We start from the raw sequence: 17,891 nt of genomic DNA, 5'->3' as shown, positions 1-17,891 counted from the left end.
TTTTAGCGGCCATTTCGATGAAAAGTTTAGGGTTAATATTGATGTTTTTCGTTGGCCTATCACTATACCCACACATATGAAATCCCTCGTGTATTGGCGTATTCGACAGTATCTTATTCAATTGTGCTCAGTGAATTTCAATTATAGAAAATGTCATTTTCCTTTCCATCAGAAAGGTTTTTCCTACAATCCCTCTTAATACAATCATATTGCGTTGGGCGGTATGACAGTTCGGATAGTAGTGAGGCTCCATTTGAATAATGTTCTTATCATTGATGACCAACCACTTTACAGCGAAGCACTGACTTCTCTTGTTGAGAGCGTAATCAACACAGCCGAAGTCATTCAGTCGAAAGACAGCGCAGAAGTAATGGACTTAGTTCGAAATACAAAAATTGATTTTATTATTCTAGACGTTGTCCTTGGTGATCGAGATGGTATGCGTTTGGCGAAGAATATTTTAGCAACGGGCTATCAAGGTAAATTACTTTTCATTTCTTCACGCGACTATTCCAGCCTTTCTAAAGCGGCTTACGAGATGGGAGCTCATGGTTTCTTGAATAAAAACGAGACAAAAGAAGCTATTGCTGACGCGATTGTGAGTGTCTCACGTGGGTACTCTATGTTTAAGTCTACTCACGCTCCTTCTACTGGTGATGTCACGCTATCCAATCGCGAAGCCATGGTGTTCCACTACTTAGCTCAGGGCTATTCAAATAAACGTATTTCAGAACAACTATCGCTCAGCGCTAAAACCATCAGCACTTACAAAACTCGTATTTTGAAAAAATACCATGCAGATTCATTGATTGAATTACTGCATACGATCCCAAGCGCTGAAAACATTCAATGCGATCGTTAGTTCTTCATATATTTTGCAATGGCATCGGTTAATATCTGATGCATTGCGTCGTGACGATGGCTTTGCTTCATCTGAAGTACAACCTTTGGCCAGCCGTTGGGGTAATAAGATTCAGGAATACGAATAAAACGGTATCCTTCGATTGGCGCCTGATACTCCAGAAAAACCGTCGCCGCCTTTTTTTGTTTGAGCAGCTTTAGCACACTGCTCACGTTATCTAGCGCTGCAATTCGATTGATCACCATACCGTGATTCTCCATTGCTCGTTTTGCAAGCTGCTCTTTCTCTTTCCAACCGATAATTTCAAGCATAATAAATGGTAGTTTGGCAGCCTCTTCAAGAGTGGTGATCCCAAGCTCTTCCGGAACAACAACCACAGCAGGCGCGTAGCCAATAAATTTCTGATGGATAGATTTTGGCAATTCATCATTGAAGTAATGAAGCTGGGCATCCACTTTGCCTAAAAGGATTTCGTCCACCGTATATTCCGTGATGGTTGCGACAGTAATATGAGCTTTAGGAAACAGCGTCATTAAATCCATCGCCAACAAGTGTCCAAATGAGTACTGAGCCGTTTGGGGTAAACAGACCGTTATATCCTTACTGTATTTTTCTGGTTTGAATTCTGATCGAACTAGGCATGTTTCTAAGTTATCTAATGCATCTGCAATTTTGGGTAGCTGACGCATCAGAAAGTTGGTGGGTTCTAAATGATGTGGGTGACGAATGAATAGTTCATCACCAAGTTGGATGCGTAAGCGAGCAAGATATTTACTGACCGACGCCTCACTCTTACCCAGGGCTTTCGCTACGGGTTTAAGCTGACGATGCTTTTCTAACAGAACCAGTATTTTTAATAGGTTTAGATCAAGGTCTTTGTTCACGATACAGTACCAGTTGGGTCTTATGCTAATCAGCAATCAAAGGAGCATTATGCATTGCTCGACTAATATAAAAGACCAAGGGTACTGCTTGGTCAAATTTATCAAACAGTTATGTCATGGTTATGTATTGTTGTCCTCAAACACACTGTTTTTTCATTTCATATAACTCTTCATCTGCTCTCACGATCACCTCTTGCAGCGTTTCATCCTCTTCGCGCACAGCAACACCAGTACTAACGCTGATCTCTATATCTAATGTATTTAAACGATTGTGTTTAACAACGCCACGGAGCTTTTTCGCTAACATGGAAGCTTTGCTCATGCTGCATCCGGGCAAAATTACAATAAACTCATCACCACCAGTCCTGACTAAGTAGTCACTGTTCCGAAAAACCTTTCTCATTGAGTCTGCAATAATAACAATGACTTCATCGCCAACATGGTGTCCGTAACGATCATTAATCTTCTTGATACGATTTCCGTCAATCGCAATGATAGAGTATGGTTCAACCTCCATTCGATGTTTAAACCGCTCTTCTTTAAATACTCGCCGATTTAATAACCCGGTTAAGTCATCTTGCGTTACATCACTCAGCGCATTTTCTAATTGAATTTTGCTCTGTTTAGATTCATTGGCTTTTCGATAATAGGCGAACGCTACGACAGAATAGATGACAAGAATAAAGCTGTAGTCCACCACTATTTTACTAAACGGATATTGGTAAATGACAAGATTATTATTGTCGGCAACATAGGATTGAGTGTAAGCAAAATGAGCTAAGGGGTAGCTCGGAAAGTAAATAATTATCTGCTTATTTCCGTTACTAACCTCTACGTCAACGGCTTTGCCTTCATTATAAAGCGATGATAAATACAGTTGTTCCGAAAATTCGCCGACAAGCTTCCCTCTATAGTAGACGGGACTCATGATACTTAATGCCATCTCATCAGAATACGTGGTTTTGAAGGGCTTAGAGATAAGAACTCGGTCGGAGAGCTGCTCTTTCCACGCGGCAAGAATACAAGCGTAATTCACTCTGCACCATTCTATATCAAACGTCTCTTTAGATCCCTCTAGAGCTGGGATTGGTCGTTCTAAGATGAGTTTGTCACTAGTGTAAGAACGAAAGTACAATATGGCGTCTTCTCTATCGTAGACATTGGACAAATGAGCTTCTGCTTGGTGTAGGGCTTTACGAGCAACAGTTTCCACATAATCTAGTTTTTTATACGGCCTTAAAGCATAAATTGCATCTTGAAAACTGAAGTCAGTCAGTGCTTCTATTTGTTCGACGCTGAAGTTTTCATACTGCGCCAATTGAGCTTCGGTCAACAAGCCTAGCAGAATGACCTTCTGCTTTGTTTTTGCTAAATTGTTAGCGTACGTATTAAATTGCTTCTCCTCATAAGAGATGAGAACAGCACCAATCATGGCCACCGATACAATAAATAACAACATCGCAACCGCAAAAGAAGAAACAAAACTTCTTACATTCATAACACTTTATGTTCCCACTACTTTTGCAAGTTCAATAACATTATTTACATTAAACTTGTCTAGAAATCGACGTTTCTTGATACTCACGGTTTTATCACTGATAGCCATACAGATAAGCATTTGATCATCAAAGATCAAACAGTTCAATTTTTTCATATCTTTACTTCAAAATAGTGATTACCTCTAACGGCATGGGCTTATCAATGTAAAAGCCTTGGCAGATGTCTATTCCACATTCGCGCATGGTTTTATAGGTTACTTCGTCTTCGACACCTTCGGCGACAATACGAATATTGAGGTTTTTCGCTAAAGCACAAATGGCGATGACAATGCTTTTCTTTTTCAGGTCTTCACTCGCTCCGTAGACAAAAGCGCGGTCAAGTTTGATCTCGTTAAAAGGTAACTTTGCCAACTTTTCAAATGTAGATGAGCCCGTACCAAAATCATCAATTGATACCGTGACACCTTTCATTCTGAGTTTGATGAGGTTTTTGTAGATAGATGTGCTAGCTTGGAAAGCTTCCCGCTCTGTAATCTCAATGGTGATTTGTGACGGGTCGACACCACTTTCCGAGCATTGTTGAATAAAACGATGCGAGAAGTCAGGGTCGTTCAAGTTTTCGTGGTCGACATTAATCGAGACCTTTTGGGTTAATCCCCTATTGTTGATGTCATAGATTGTATTAATCAGCACTGATTGAAAAAGTTCAGAAGACAAATGGCATCGTTTTACGATCGGAAGAAAGTGGTTTGGTAACAACACGCCATAAATAGGATGCACCCAACGCGCTAACGCTTCATAACCTAAAAGCTCACCACTGTGTGCGTCTACCAAAGGTTGGTAATAATTCTTCACTCGCCCTTCACCCAAAGCAAATAAAAACTCTTGGTCTTGCAGTGCGATAGGTTGAGCAAACGCTGTTTTTCGCGTTCTTTCATCTTTTATTTGGTTGAGGAGTTTAACCACTTGCATTTCGTCGTACGGCTTAGGCAGTTCTCCTAATATCTCAAAACTAAACCCTTCGCACATTTCTCGTACTGCCGAGATGATGCTCTGCTCCAACAAACTGACTAGCACGACTTGCCCGTGATACTGAATTTGGTCGAATACTTCCAAGATGTCGATACCGCCTTTTCCCGGCATCTGGAGATCGCAAAAGATCACATCAAAATATTGCTCTTGTGCACATTGACTAGCAGTGTCCACACAATTGAATGTACTGACTGAAGCGCCACTATGACCCAATATTTGGGTAAGTATCTTGGTTTGTAGAGGATGACCATCAATCACCATCACATTAAGCTGTGTATTCATTTATCTCTATCCAATAGTCTATATTTTCGATCTCCTGCTCGATTGGTTAAATTAATCCTGCCACTCGCTGATCAAAATCGACCAGCATTACTCAGCCTCAATGTAAAACTCAGTCTGCTTGTCTGTTCTCAATAACTTTCACTATCAATGAGTTAAAAAAGAAACTACTGGCAAAAATGTGGCAACGGACAACGCTGTAATACGACTTATCGTACTGAGCATAAAGCCTTACTCGGACTGGGCAGTCAGATTAATTTGTGTCGGCTAAAAGTCAAATTTCGACTAATAGCGAAATGAAATATAAATTGCTGATATAAAGATAAAAATTTGAAATAAGTCAGAAAAAACCGACAAAACAATCCACCTTTGACTACACAATATTTGCGCTTAATATCTCACCAAAGTGAATACTTGTTGTAAGTCCGTTGGCGAGCATACTCAACAAATGTTTGCTTGCTCGTTTGTAAACCGTGGCTTTTTGTCTCCATCTTGAATGCTTCGCCTTCATTCCGTGATAAACTAGCTCATTAACACGAAAGAAACGCTCAACTTTGCGGTACAGAGCCACAAAAGTAAGTACGGTTTTAACACACTCTGTCTAAAACTATGCTGCTCGAAGCTCAAATTACTACTCGTACGCCCGTTGGAGCAGTAAGAAAATTAAGGTATTAAATTCAAATGGTTAATAACTCAATCCAGTGGTTTCCTGGCCACATGCACAAAGCACGTAAAGAGATCGAAGAAGCAATCCCACAAGTGGATGTGATCATCGAAGTACTGGATGCTCGTATTCCTTTCAGTAGTGAAAACCCTTTGATTTCTCAAATCCGTGGTGACAAGCCGGTCGTTAAAGTCTTGAATAAGCGTGATTTGGCCGATCCTGAGTTAACTCAATTATGGATTGAGCACTTGGAGCAAGAGCAACACGTAAAAGCAATGGCGATCACGACGTCAGAACCGCAAGAAGTGCATCGAATCATGGAGCTTTGCCGTAAACTTGCCCCACACCGTGAAGAGATCGGTAAAAACATTCGTACCATGATCATGGGGATCCCAAACGTTGGGAAATCGACAATCATCAATACTCTAGCTGGTCGAACGATCGCGGTGACTGGTAACCAGCCCGCGGTAACACGTCGTCAGCAGCGCATCAACCTGCAAAATGGCATCGTTTTATCCGATACTCCAGGGATTCTGTGGCCAAAAGTGGAAAACCCACACAGTGGCTTCCGTTTAGCTGCTACTGGCGCTGTAAAAGATACTGCGATGGAATACGACGAGGTTGCGTTTTACACCATTGAGTACCTAGCAGCCCACTATGCGGACAAGCTTAAAGAACGTTACCAAATCGAAGAGCTTCCTGAATCAGATATCGAGATCATGGAAGAGATTGGTCGTCGCCGTGGCGCACTACGCGCAGGTGGACGTGTGGACTTGCACAAAGTATCAGAGATTTTGTTGCACGAACTTCGCCAAGGCACACTAGGCCAAATTACACTAGAGCGCCCAGAAATGATCACTCAAGAGCTGATTGAAGTCGAGATTGAAACCGCTCGTAAAGAAGAAGAAAAAGCGAAGCGTAAAGAAGAGCGCCGCAAGCGCTATCTACGTAATAAGCGATAAACTGATATTATCTTTTCCCAATTATATTTTAAGGCGCGATTTTCGCGCCTTTTTGTTATCTAATGCGCCCATTTTTTCACTTTTCAAACTTTATATTCCTCATACAAAATCCAGATATGAAGCACGAAAAAAACACCGCAAAATCGCCGTATAAACTTTAAGCACAAACTAGTTTAGACCCCGGGCCCCTATAGAGTTACAGCCACCATCCAACCCTCAAATGTCGAGTTTGCAAGGGTCTGCAAACTTATGCAACCTGGTTAGTGACACTCTCCCCAAAATCCGCAATATGAATAAGTGTCAGCGCTGGCGTTTTTCCATATGAAGAAGAGATTTATTATGAGTGAAACTATACAAAGCAAACCACTTCCTTCCTTTATTGAGGAACGCCTAGATTTTCATATTCAAGATCTAATTGAACCGAACGAGAACAAGAAACACCTTGTTCTTGGTAAACGTCCACCATGTAATGCCGTTGTTATGCAAAGCAATGATTACCTGGCACTGTCTCATAACAAGGAGATTCAAAACGCGCATCGTGATGCGATTTCTCAACACGATGACAACGTCGTGATGTCCGCAATTTTCTTGCAAGATGATGAGTCGAAACCTGCATTTGAAACTCAACTAGCCAGTTTTGTCGGCATGCCTAGCTGTCTGCTTTCTCAATCGGGATGGGCTGCGAATGTCGGTTTATTACAAACTATTTGTGCACCGAACATACCTGTGTATATCGACTTCTTTGCGCATATGTCTTTATGGGAAGGTGCACGTATCGCAGGAGCACAAATTCATCCGTTCATGCATAACAACACCAACCACTTGCGAAAACAGATTTCACGCCATGGTTCGGGAATTATTGTTGTGGATTCGGTTTACAGCACTATCGGAACCATTGCTCCTCTACGTGATATCTACGAAATAGCACAAGAGTTTGACTGCGGCTTAGTTGTGGATGAATCGCACTCGTTAGGTACGCACGGTCCGCAAGGTGCGGGGCTACTGCAAGAGCTGGAGTTGACTCATATGGTGGATTTTGTAACCGTAAGTCTTGCAAAGACATTTGCTTATCGTGCTGGCGCGATTTTAGGGGCAGAAAAGCTGGCGAAGACGCTTCCATTTGTCGCGTATCCTGCCATTTTCAGTTCTACCGTGTTACCGCAAGAGATCATTCGGTTAGAAAAAACACTGGACGTCATAAAAAAAGCCGATGACAAACGGGAGATTTTGTTTAAAAGAGCGAAGTCTCTAGCCGTTGGTTTAAAACGTATTGGGTTTACTATTCGCAGTGAGTCGCAAATTATCGCGCTAGAATGTGGCAACGAAAGAAACACTGAGCGAGTTCGCGACTTTTTAGAAGAAAGAGATGTCTTTGGCGCAGTTTTCTGTCGCCCTGCAACAGGAAGAAACAAGAACATCATTCGTTTTTCTGTCAATGCGGACATGACTGCCGCCGAAGTCGATCACGTTCTTTCCGCCTGCCAAGAAGCGTTTGTTCATCCCGATCTAGAGTTTGTATAAGCTAGAGTGTAGGTAAAAATAAAGAGCTCAGCCGTTTTGCTGAGCTCTTTATCCGTATTCGCGTTATGATCAACTCGTCTCGAGATAACACAGTTGCGAGTGATTAAATCCAGTTTGCGATTTTGTCGAATAAGCGATTTTTATCCGCTGGTTTCACGATAAAGTCAGACATGCCAGAAGAGCCTATTTTGTCCAGCGTAACAGGTGAGCTATCCCCAGTATGCGCAATAATAGGTACCGACGCATAGTTTTTATCCGAGCTTCGAATTCGCCTTGAAGCTTCTACACCATCCATGATGGGCATCTCGATATCCATAAGAATGAGGTCAACGTTCTCTTGCTCTAATGTATCCAGTGCTTGCTGCCCGTCTTCTTTCTGAATCACTTCAAAGCCCTGCTTTTCGAGTAACATCGCGGTAAATTTTCGCAAAGATTCGTTATCATCCACGACCATAATTGTCCGCTTATTTGACGTATCCAAAGCCACTGAGGCCGTTGGTGTCGATACATAGCTTGAATCATACAAGAGACGGTCAATGGTTGGCTTAGTATTCAATAACCAGGCTTGAGTCTCGACCCAAATAGGCTCATATGCCGCTTTGCATGCTCTCTGTGTCGGGTGATGCTCAAAAAGATAAACGATACGAGCTTCCGTGAAAGACAAAAGAGATTCTAATCTATCCAATTGGTTTGCTCTTGCATCCAAGCTCTCAAGATCGATAAAAATCAGGTCGAATTCGAACTCATACTCTTTCTTTTTGAGCACTTGATTAACATCTAAGATCGTTGATTCAAAACCCATAAAACGGCTAATGTCCGTCACTTTCGACACAAGAATATCTTGATTAGTCACCGTTAGGATGGTTTTGAGTTTGGTCAAATCGTTTTTAATTTCAGTCACGATATCAGATGTGATCGGCGGGAAAGTTAACGTGAACTGAGACCACTCACCTAGCTGAGACTGGCATTCAATGTTACCTCCAAAAGAACGCATCACTTTTTTACAAAATGGCAAACCCAAACCATAGCTGCCTGACTTACCAGTTGTGTAAAAGTCCTGAAATATATTACGTAGGACATCAGGAGCAATGCCTGCACCATTATCGGTTACAACGATTTGGTTTGAGTGCTCCGTACTCGTCATGGAGACATGTATGTGGAAATCTTCAGATGTGCGATGATGGAAGGCGTTCTTGAAAAGGTTATACATAACGTATTTGAGTAAGGTATCGCTACCAAGAAAATCAAACTCACTTCTCGCATCTAGGGATATAGCAAAGCGATCCGTCGCACGCTTATAACTAAAGCTTTCAATCGCTTTTTCAACCACTGAGTGAGCAGAATGCTTTTGGAAACTGGATCGCGAGACACGGTTTTCGTCTATCGATGTCAAAAGTAAATCTATCGTCTCGTTGCCCGACTGGATGATGTTCATCGCATCCTCACTAACTTCGCGCAGCAGGGTGACATCCTCTCCGCTCATCAGATATTGGTCTTTCTCGGCTTCTTTTTTACTGGGTAAGACTGATTGGATAACATCGATTGACGTGCAAAGGCCACTTAAAGGGTTACGCATTTCATGCGCAATTCCGGCCCCGAATGACTTGGCCAACGACACTTTCGCTTCGTGCTCTACTTGGTTCCGAAAGTAGAATAAATTGCCAAATACATAAATAAAGAGAAAGATTGGCACATGCGTCCAGTCCATTGTTAAATCGAGATGAAACCCTTTCGCCACCCAAGCAAAGAATGTCGCTAAACCTATTCCGGCAAAGGTTTGAGCGAACATAACTCTTGTGACATGAACCAATAGAATGTGCAAGAAAATCGCGGACATAAAGGACATGACCCAAACATTGGACCAATCATTCATCAGTAACATATAGAAAAAGAAAAACGGTAAGCAGATCGTTATCGTCACTTGGTAGTAAATATGGATATATTTTCGCCACGTTGACGACAGGCGATTTCTAAAAATGATGCCAAAGAACAATAGTGAACAAAACAATCTGAGCGGCAAGTTTTCATAAGCCTGTGGGAAAACAAAATCCCAAACAAAGTAGTACAGCGGAAAGCCAAGAAACCCCATCCAACCAACGAGAGTCAGGTTGGGTTCTGCATATTGATAAACCTTACGTATCGAGTCCATATTATCTATTTTGCCTACTCCGCCTGACGTCCCAATAGTGTGATTTGCATTCATTCTTATCGTTTTATTATTAAGTAATTATATATTACTTAACGCTTATAAGCAGCGCGAAATGGCGCAAATATTTCGCGACGCTTGTCTTTAATTTCAATCTTTTAAGATAGAGACACTTGATTTACAACCAAATAAATGAAGTTGCATATAGTTTAGTGTAATTTTGCGATAATCGCGTTGTATCCTAAGGGATGTTAATCTCATGTACGTTCGAGACATTTAAACAGCGCCTTTGGCTCGAACTTCCAAAGATTTAACGACAGCACTCACTGTGGATGTAACGCGGTGATGAACAATTGGCTCGAGGTGTGTTATGGAACCTTTACAAATAAAAAACGTAATTTTTGATGTGGGAAATGTATTAGTACGCTGGTCTCCGGTAGAGATTGTTCGCTTAACATTTGGTCACGCAGTAGAAGCGAAAAAAATGGCCCAGTTGCTGTTTTCATCACAAATCTGGAAAGACTTAAACAAAGGAATCATTTCCGAAGAGGAAGCCAAACTGTGCTATCAACGTGAGCACAAAGTGACAGCGGAAGAAATGGACCGCTTTTTTTACTACGTAAAACATACACAAATATTACTTTACGGCAGTGTCGAACTGCTAAAAAGAATAAAAAGTGCAGGATATAGCGTTTATGCGCTCACAGACAACGTCAACGAAATTGTTGAGCATCTTCGTGCTACCTATGAATTCTGGCCGCTGTTTGACGGTGCAATCATCTCTTCTGAAGTGCAGTTACTAAAGCCACAAGCTGAGATCTACCAAGCCCTACTTTCAACATATCAGCTTCAGGCTAAGGAAACGGTATTTCTTGATGATATGCCATACAACGTCGAAGGGGCCCGAGCGGTAGGCATGGAAGCCATTCAATTTGAAAATGCTCAGCAATGCGAGTCAGAGCTAAAAGCCATGGGGCTTTGCTTTTAAGTCGCCCACTGAAACACTAAACTTTAGGACAGGCACAAAAAAGAGCAGCGTTGATGCTGCTCTTATTGCTAAGCTAAAACGTCAGACTAGGAGTAAATAACGTTTTCTTCTATCCCACTAACTAATGACTGAGCATTCTTCCAACGGAATACCTTCTCCAATACTTCTGTACCACCTGGCGCACGCCAAGTTCGCTCTTGACATTCTTGACCTCCAATATGGCGGTAGAATTCAATTGCAGAAATGTTTTGCGATACGACTTCTAGATAAAGACCAGTGTCTTTAAAGTACTGTTGCTGCCATTCTGCGACAGCAAGTAATAGCTGCTTGCCAATACCACGACCACGGTAGCTGTCATCAACATGCAGTGCGTCAATAAAGGTTCCACGCTCGAAATCATGGTTGCCAAACACACAAACGAAGCCGAGCAACAAACCACCCTCTTCCGCCAAGACAATGTGCTGGTTGAATGGTGGGTTGGTCAGACGGGTTTGCCAGATCAGTAGTTTGTCGTCAATCGCCTCTTTATCAAGATAGTTATCACTAAGAATGCCACGGTAATGACGCTTCCAACTATCCGCATGAAGATGCGCAATGCGCTCGTAGTCCTTATATTCCGCTAATCGTAAATCCATTACGTATTCCTATTTTCTTACATTTTTTACTTCTTTATAGAGTCTCGGCATATTCCACCTTTATAACACTTGTTTCTTGGCAGATTTTATACACCTTAAGCCAGAGCTCATTTTTTAATACTACTCATTATTCAATTAAAAGCAAAATATCCCATCAAGTTCCTTAATGTACATCCAAAGGAACAGTCACATTTGTCTAACTTTAATTTGACTTACACGTGTACGCTGATATTCTGGCGAACAGTTGTTAGCTCAAAGTTAGGAATACACCTGTGACTCAAAACAAACCACCCATTATCTGGTTGAATACATTGATATTTTCTTCCAGTTTTGTTCTGACTTTTATTGTAATGCCTTGGTATGCATATCATTTTGGACTGGGTTGGGAGCATCTAGTTTGGGGAGTGATGGCATTCAGTTTTACGAATCTTTCTATTACAGCAGGCTATCACCGACTCTGGAGCCACAAAACATACGAAGCTCATCCAATTTTACGTGCTATTTTTGCGATTGGAGGAGCATTTTCTTTGCAAAATAGTGCATTACACTGGTCTTCTGATCATCGTGTACACCACAAGCATGTCGACAATAACGACAAAGATCCTTACTCAGCAAAACAAGGCTTTTGGTATTCTCACATTGGCTGGATGTTACGCGACTACAACAAATCGCAGGAAAACGAATACACCAACTGCCGCGATTTAAAGCGTGACAAAATCGTCATGTGGCAACATAAGTACTATGTTCCACTTGCTCTACTCACCAATATTGGCTTTCCGGTCACTCTTGGAATTATCTACGGCGATATTTGGGGTATGTTATTAGTAGTTGGTGCCGCTCGAGTCTTTATGAGCCACCACACGACCTTTTTCATTAACTCACTTGCGCATGTTTGGGGAAAGCAGACTTTCACGGACAAAAACACCGCTCGCGACAACGGCGTGTTAGCGTTTTTCACATTTGGTGAGGGCTACCACAATTTCCATCATATCTTCGAGAATGACTATCGTAATGGTGTGTATTGGTGGCATTACGACCCGACCAAGTGGTTGATTAAGTCTTGTTCTTGGCTTGGACTCACATCTAAGTTGCGCACAACGCCTACATTTAGAATTGAAAAAGCTCGCGCAACTCAACTCTTGAAGAAAGCAAAAGAAAAACTGGGAGCAAAACCGAATACGCAGACGATTCTTGATCAGTTACAACACGAGTTTGATGCGCTAGTTCATCACATGCAGGAATATTATGAAATGCGCAAGGAAGTACTCGGTGCAAAAACAGCCAGTGTGGTAAAAAAATACGAGTGCTCTGTGACAAAGATAAAGTATCAGCAAATCAAAGCGGAGTTCGAACGGCAACAACGCAGTTGGAACCTCATGGTGCGCCGATACGCTTAACTTAACCCATCCTTACGATTTAGCTTCGCTTCGGCGAAGCTTTTTTGTTGCAAGGATTATTACCCTCTCCCAACTCACTGAGTTGTTTCTTTTTCTCATTTTGAATCAATTCCCTCACTATTTATTCAAATTTCTGATCATATTTTCCTTCCTGCAAACAGCTTCAAACCAGCACACAACACTTAGAAAACCAAATTCCAACAATACAATCTAACGAAATTAATTATTAAATTATTATTTGTCTCAGATCATGCAAGCCCCATATTTGTCTCGTGCCACAGTTAAGAATTCTGTAAATTCCTTGTCATAAACTGAAACAGTTTCTTTCTTTTTTTCATAACATTCGGAGATCCCTATGTTAGAGCTCTTAATTGGCTTAGTTGTCACCATTGCTGTGGGTTACTTTATCGTCAAAGGCTATAAAGCAGCGGGCGTGTTACTGACGGCTGGTATTGCTTTACTTCTTATAACTGGCGTATTGGGGCATGACGTGCTGCCCTCAAAAATCACCTCAACCGGTAACATGGTGACAGACGCGCTAGAATACGTGAAATACATGCTACAATACCGCGGCGGCGGCCTTGGTATGCAAATCATGTTGCTATGTGGCTTCGCTTCCTATATGACTCACATCGGCGCGAATAACGTTGTAGTGAAACAGTTCTCTAAACCGCTTTCTGTTATCAAGTCTCCTTATGTCCTTTTGGTAGCGGCTTACATTGTGGCGTGTTTGATGTCTCTTGCGGTAAGTTCTGCAACTGGCCTTGGCGTACTATTAATGGCGACATTGTTCCCAATGATGGTCGCGATGGGGATCTCTCGTCCAGCAGCGGTTGCAGTTTGTGCATCTCCTGCGGCAATCATTCTTTCTCCAACCTCTGGTGATGTGGTGATCGCCGCCGAAAAATCTGGCTTGGCGCTTGATGTGTTTGCGGTACAAACAGTGTTGCCTGTTTCTATTTGCGCAATCATCGTGATGGCTGCCGCGGCTTTCTTCTGGAACAAATACTTAGATAAGAAAGAAAATACGCCAATGGAAAAAATTGACGTATCAGAGATCAAAGCCGATGCACCAGCGTTTTATGCGGCACTGCCATTTCTACCTATCATCGGCGTGTTCCTATTCAACGGTCGTACCATTCCAGGACTTAGCCTAGACATTTACACTATTGTGGTCGGTTCAATTTTCCTTGGCGCTCTGATCCATTACGTTGTAAATAAGTTTGATGGTAAGAAATCACTGGAAGATTTAGATTCTTGTTACGCTGGCATGGCTGACGCGTTCAAAGGCGTTGTGATGCTTTTGGTTGCAGCGGGGGTTTTTGCGCAAGGTCTAATGTCTATCGGCGCTATCGATAACCTACTTCACCTTGCAGACAATGCAGGTGCAGGCGGTGTTGCTTTAATGCTTATCCTTACTGCATTGACAGTTGCAGCAGCAATTGCAACGGGATCTGGTAACGCGCCTTTCTATGCATTTGTAGAGTTGGCACCATCTTTGGCTGCTAAAATGGGACTAAACCCAGCGTTCCTAATTATCCCGATGCTTCAAGCATCAAACCTAGGTCGTACTATCTCACCAGTGTCTGGCGTAATCGTTGCGACATCCGGTATGGCGAACATCAGCCCGTTTGAGGTTGTAAAACGTACATCCGTTCCGGTTCTTGCAGGTCTTATCACAGTTATAATTGGTACTATGGTGCTTGTTCCAATGAGTGCCTAACGGCATCGCCAATATTGCTTATCGACAAGGCCCGGCTTCTAGCTGGGCCTATTTCTTTCATCTCTCCAGTGCCATTATTCTTTCTGTATTGCTTTGTAAATGTATTTTAATCGTTACTCAACTCGTGACATATTTCTCGGTTATTACATCGCTTCTTCAGAAGCATTTGCTTAATATCTCAACAGTTTATATAAGAACTGAATACATTAAGAAAATGGGATTTATTATGACTGCATTTATTGTCTTTATCGTTATTGTCCTGCTCATTGTGGTGTACGCCGTCAGTATCTACAACAAGCTCGTTACTCTACAAAACCGTTTCAAAAACAGCTTCGCTCAAATAGAAGTTCAATTAAAACGTCGATACGATTTGATTCCGAACTTAGTTAATACTGCAAAAGGCTATATGGAGCACGAAAAAGAAACATTTGAACGTGTCATCCAAGCTCGTAATCAAGCAATTGCTGGCCTGAAAGCAGCCAGTGACGCGCCTGGTAGTGATGCGGCAATTAGCCAACTAAACCAAGCGGAAGGCATGCTGCAAAGTGCGTTGGGCAAACTTAATGTTGTAGTGGAAGCCTACCCTGAGCTTAAAGCAAATGAAACCATGAGTCAGCTTCAAGAAGAATTAACCAGCACTGAAAACAAAGTTGCGTTTGCTCGCCAAGCATTTAATGATGCGGTAACCAGCTACAACACATACAAACAAACGTTCCCGCCAGTGTTGTTTTCCAACGCATTCGGATTCCAAGATGGCAAACTGTTAGAGTTTTCTGACAGTGCTGAAATACAAGCGGCCCCGAAGGTTGAGTTCTAATGAATTTCTTTGACCATCAAGATACCGCGCGTCAACGCACTGGGCTTTTGGTGTTCCTGTTTTCCTTAGCAGTTGTCACCATCACTGGTTTGGTAAGCGTATTATCGATTGGTATCTATTACGGAGTAACAGGCGAACACTTTGATCAAGAAACCGCACTTACCTACGTCTTGTTGTGCTTTGCCGGTGTATTGCTGGTTGTTGCGATAAGTTCAATGGTTCGCTTATCCGCCCTCACCTCCAATGGAGGCCGAGGTGTTGCTGAGAGCATAGGCGGCAAGCTGATTTCCTCAAACACCTTAGATGCAAAACATAGACAACTGCTCAACGTTGTGGAAGAGATGGCAATTGCATCTGGCATTCCGGTTCCTCCCGTCTATGTGATGCAGGAAGAGCGCGGTATCAATGCTTTCGCAGCAGGCATGAGCATTGATGATGCCGTCATCGGCGTCACACAAGGCGCACTGGATAGCTTCACGCGAGATGAACTACAAGGTGTCATTGCTCATGAATTCAGCCATATCTTAAACGGAGATATGCGTTTGAATACGCGTCTTATCGGCGTACTATTTGGCATCACTTGCATTGCACATTTTGGACACTTGGTCTTAGATAACACTCATCATACGAGCCGCGTATCAAGAAGTTCTTCCGATTCCGATAAAGGCTTTGCGGTTATCATGCTGATTGCGATTATCTGTTTGGTTCTGGGCTGGATTGGCACCTTGTTTGGCTCGATGATCAAAGCTGCAATCTCTCGTCAACGTGAATTTCTCGCTGATGCCAGTGCCGTTCAATTTACTCGAAACGATCAAGGCATTGCTGGTGCACTCAAGAAAATTGGTAGTCATATGGCGGGTTCTTCATTGAATACAAAAGCAAGCGATGAGATGAGCCATATGATGTTTGGTCAAAGCAAACTCTCCGGCTTTTCTGGCCTATTTGCTACTCACCCTCCACTAGAAGAACGGATTCGCCGAATTGAACCTGGTTGGGATGGAAGTTTTTCTCAAAGTTCGCATCGTCCAACGACAAGCTTTGAGAATGATAACGTTAGTGGATTCACATCAGGGACATCGACACAACCGGAGAAACCAACCACCGCAGAACTCAGCGAAGTAGGTCAACAACTACTTAACCAACTTCCTTCCGAACTTGTCGACATCGCTCGTGAACCATACAGTGCGCGCTTTATTGCTTTTGCCTTGATATTTGATGGCAGTGAACTCCAGCGAGAGATGATAAAAAGTCATATCCCAAATGTGTCTCAAGCACAATTATTACCATGGCTGGATTATGATTTGCCTCTTCATCTACGCTTTCCATTACTCGAACTCTCCATCCCTGCCTTGAAATCGCTGAGTGAGGGTCAGAAAAACAGACTGTGCCAGGTGCTACGTGAACTCTCTCAAACTGATGACCACTACTCACTCGCAGAATGGTGTGTCATCAACTTATTGGAGAAGCAACTACTCGAATCGTATGGATGTACAAAACAGATCCAATCTTTAAAGCAATTAAAAGAGAGTGTGTTTTGGCTACTGCGCGAATTGGCTTGGGTTAGTCACTCTCAACCGGAAGACGCTCAACGTGCATTTAGCAGCGCCCTAACCTGTTTGGGCTTTAATGATGCAGAGTTACAACCCGCAAATAAGAACTGGGGCCTAAATCGCGCCGCTTTAGAGCTCCTACTGCAGCTCAAACCGAAAAGTCGTCGCTTGTTCGTAAAAGCGTGTCGATTAGCGATTGAATCGGATGGAAAGGTCACCGTTGCGGAAGGAGAACTCTATAGGGTAATCGCCTGCTTCTTAGAAGTTCCAGAGCCGCCACTAACCGTATCATTCAATACAGGACAAACCCTACCGAGCCAAACACAACAAGCTAACTGACTTAGCTTTAAACAAAAACGCCAGCACTTTTGCTGGCGTTTTTTCATTATGTTTTCTTATTTGACGATTTACGCTGACTTAAATCGATCAGGGATCTTAGTGATACTCTCTCGATAACTAAACCATAAGTAGGTCACGGCGAGAGAGAAGAATAAATACGAAAGTGCGAAGACGATTGGAGATGTAATTAATTCAGCCGACATTCCCCACATCACACCAACAACCGTTATCGTCAACTTAGAAAGCATGCCGCAAATTAGTAAGAATAAGGCAAGCTGCGGAAAGCGCGAGCTACGGAATGCAAAGAAATAACAGCTCCCTACCGCTAGAGAAGCAATAGATAGACCCAACATAAATGAATGGATGTGGTCTGCAGATGCGACACCAGCAGATACCGAAGCCATGAGTAATAGGAACAGTTTCATAAGTCACCTCACAACAAGTCTAAAAAAGCATCCCTTCATAAATGAAATCTCATTTTTCGCTATATTCTGCTCCTATAATCTGCAATTACAAGTGACTTTTTTGTTCACTTAATGCACAAAAAACCTAATCAGCTCTAGTTATTACAAAAGGTTAACAATTTAAATTTA

Annotated in this window: 14 protein-coding genes and 1 pseudogene; 8 read left to right on the top strand and 7 right to left on the bottom strand. The window is 42.4% G+C overall.

Annotation, left to right across the window (positions count from 1 at the left end; translation table 11 throughout):
• Positions 1-253: 253 nt before the first annotated feature.
• The gene (locus CBX98_RS17705; RefSeq protein ID WP_005395257.1) at positions 254-862 is read left to right on the top strand and encodes a response regulator transcription factor; all 609 of its coding nucleotides are present in this window, start codon (positions 254-256) and stop codon (positions 860-862) included.
• Here the strand turns inward: CBX98_RS17705 and CBX98_RS17700 are convergent.
• The 4 genes and pseudogenes from CBX98_RS17700 to CBX98_RS17685 form a co-directional block, all read right to left on the bottom strand.
• Positions 859-1,746, bottom strand: coding sequence for a LysR family transcriptional regulator (locus CBX98_RS17700; protein WP_005395258.1), 888 nt, complete (start codon positions 1,744-1,746; stop codon positions 859-861). The two genes, CBX98_RS17705 and CBX98_RS17700, sit on opposite strands and share 4 nt — an antisense overlap.
• Before the next feature lie 136 nt (positions 1,747-1,882).
• On the bottom strand, positions 1,883-3,244 hold the full coding sequence (locus CBX98_RS17695) for a GGDEF domain-containing protein (protein WP_109169903.1): 1,362 nt from the start codon (positions 3,242-3,244) through the stop codon (positions 1,883-1,885).
• A 6-nt stretch (positions 3,245-3,250) separates the two neighbouring features.
• Positions 3,251-3,352 (bottom strand): annotated as a pseudogene (locus CBX98_RS17690) (LuxR C-terminal-related transcriptional regulator); the annotation flags it as partial.
• Between the two features lie 52 nt (positions 3,353-3,404).
• Positions 3,405-4,559: an EAL domain-containing response regulator gene (locus tag CBX98_RS17685; RefSeq protein ID WP_109169901.1), complete on the bottom strand. Its 1,155-nt coding sequence runs from the start codon at positions 4,557-4,559 to the stop codon at positions 3,405-3,407.
• A 678-nt stretch (positions 4,560-5,237) separates the two neighbouring features.
• On the opposite strand from CBX98_RS17685, the gene ylqF reads away from it, so the two are divergent.
• Both ylqF and cqsA read left to right on the top strand, forming a co-directional pair.
• Entirely contained in the window at positions 5,238-6,182 is a 945-nt protein-coding gene (gene ylqF / locus CBX98_RS17680) for a ribosome biogenesis GTPase YlqF (protein ID WP_005376521.1), read from the top strand.
• 339 nt (positions 6,183-6,521) lie between these two features.
• Entirely contained in the window at positions 6,522-7,703 is a 1,182-nt protein-coding gene (gene cqsA / locus CBX98_RS17675) for an alpha-hydroxyketone-type quorum-sensing autoinducer synthase (protein ID WP_109169900.1), read from the top strand.
• A gap of 103 nt (positions 7,704-7,806) precedes the next feature.
• Here cqsA and CBX98_RS17670 read toward each other — a convergent pair whose 3' ends face one another.
• Positions 7,807-9,852, bottom strand: a complete 2,046-nt coding sequence (locus tag CBX98_RS17670) for a response regulator (protein ID WP_006742321.1) — start codon at positions 9,850-9,852, stop codon at positions 7,807-7,809.
• A gap of 367 nt (positions 9,853-10,219) precedes the next feature.
• Here CBX98_RS17670 and CBX98_RS17665 point away from each other — a divergent pair, with 367 nt between their 5' ends.
• A complete protein-coding gene (locus CBX98_RS17665) occupies positions 10,220-10,837 on the top strand; it encodes an HAD family phosphatase (protein WP_109169899.1) in 618 nt (205 codons plus the stop codon).
• Between the two features lie 86 nt (positions 10,838-10,923).
• Here CBX98_RS17665 and CBX98_RS17660 read toward each other — a convergent pair whose 3' ends face one another.
• Positions 10,924-11,472: a GNAT family N-acetyltransferase gene (locus tag CBX98_RS17660; protein ID WP_005398196.1), complete on the bottom strand. Its 549-nt coding sequence runs from the start codon at positions 11,470-11,472 to the stop codon at positions 10,924-10,926.
• Positions 11,473-11,744: 272 nt separating this feature from the next.
• On the opposite strand from CBX98_RS17660, the gene CBX98_RS17655 reads away from it, so the two are divergent.
• The 4 genes from CBX98_RS17655 to CBX98_RS17640 all read left to right on the top strand — a co-directional run bounded on the left by CBX98_RS17655 (position 11,745) and on the right by CBX98_RS17640 (position 17,298).
• Entirely contained in the window at positions 11,745-12,869 is a 1,125-nt protein-coding gene (locus CBX98_RS17655; RefSeq protein ID WP_109169898.1) for a fatty acid desaturase, read from the top strand.
• Positions 12,870-13,224: 355 nt separating this feature from the next.
• Positions 13,225-14,592, top strand: a complete 1,368-nt coding sequence (dcuC, locus tag CBX98_RS17650; protein ID WP_109169897.1) for an anaerobic C4-dicarboxylate transporter DcuC — start codon at positions 13,225-13,227, stop codon at positions 14,590-14,592.
• A 226-nt stretch (positions 14,593-14,818) separates the two neighbouring features.
• Entirely contained in the window at positions 14,819-15,409 is a 591-nt protein-coding gene (locus CBX98_RS17645; protein WP_005398201.1) for a LemA family protein, read from the top strand.
• Entirely contained in the window at positions 15,409-17,298 is a 1,890-nt protein-coding gene (locus tag CBX98_RS17640) for a M48 family metallopeptidase (RefSeq protein WP_109169896.1), read from the top strand. The genes CBX98_RS17645 and CBX98_RS17640 overlap by 1 nt, the downstream gene beginning before the upstream one ends.
• A gap of 68 nt (positions 17,299-17,366) precedes the next feature.
• Here the strand turns inward: CBX98_RS17640 and CBX98_RS17635 are convergent, their stop codons facing one another.
• Complete coding sequence (locus tag CBX98_RS17635; RefSeq protein ID WP_005398137.1) at positions 17,367-17,723, bottom strand: hypothetical protein; 357 nt, start codon at positions 17,721-17,723, stop codon at positions 17,367-17,369.
• Between the last annotated feature and the right edge of the window lie 168 nt (positions 17,724-17,891).

The organism is Vibrio sp. T9 (assembly GCF_003123985.1).
In the GTDB taxonomy this organism is placed as follows: Bacteria; Pseudomonadota; Gammaproteobacteria; order Enterobacterales; family Vibrionaceae; genus Vibrio; species Vibrio diabolicus.
This window is presented reverse-complemented; position numbering and strand designations above follow the sequence as displayed.

Excerpts from the sequence above, each read along its gene's own strand:
- CBX98_RS17665 (WP_109169899.1), top strand. The coding sequence starts at position 10,220 with ATGGAACCTTTACAAATAAAAAACGTAATTTTTGATGTGGGAAATGTA.
- CBX98_RS17685 (WP_109169901.1), bottom strand. The coding sequence starts at position 4,559 with ATGAATACACAGCTTAATGTGATGGTGATTGATGGTCATCCTCTACAA.
- CBX98_RS17695 (WP_109169903.1), bottom strand. The coding sequence starts at position 3,244 with ATGAATGTAAGAAGTTTTGTTTCTTCTTTTGCGGTTGCGATGTTGTTA.
- CBX98_RS17635 (WP_005398137.1), bottom strand. The coding sequence starts at position 17,723 with ATGAAACTGTTCCTATTACTCATGGCTTCGGTATCTGCTGGTGTCGCA.
- CBX98_RS17645 (WP_005398201.1), top strand. The coding sequence starts at position 14,819 with ATGACTGCATTTATTGTCTTTATCGTTATTGTCCTGCTCATTGTGGTG.
- CBX98_RS17670 (WP_006742321.1), bottom strand. The coding sequence starts at position 9,852 with ATGGACTCGATACGTAAGGTTTATCAATATGCAGAACCCAACCTGACT.
- CBX98_RS17660 (WP_005398196.1), bottom strand. The coding sequence starts at position 11,472 with ATGGATTTACGATTAGCGGAATATAAGGACTACGAGCGCATTGCGCAT.
- dcuC (WP_109169897.1), top strand. The coding sequence starts at position 13,225 with ATGTTAGAGCTCTTAATTGGCTTAGTTGTCACCATTGCTGTGGGTTAC.
- CBX98_RS17640 (WP_109169896.1), top strand. The coding sequence starts at position 15,409 with ATGAATTTCTTTGACCATCAAGATACCGCGCGTCAACGCACTGGGCTT.
- ylqF (WP_005376521.1), top strand. The coding sequence starts at position 5,238 with ATGGTTAATAACTCAATCCAGTGGTTTCCTGGCCACATGCACAAAGCA.
- cqsA (WP_109169900.1), top strand. The coding sequence starts at position 6,522 with ATGAGTGAAACTATACAAAGCAAACCACTTCCTTCCTTTATTGAGGAA.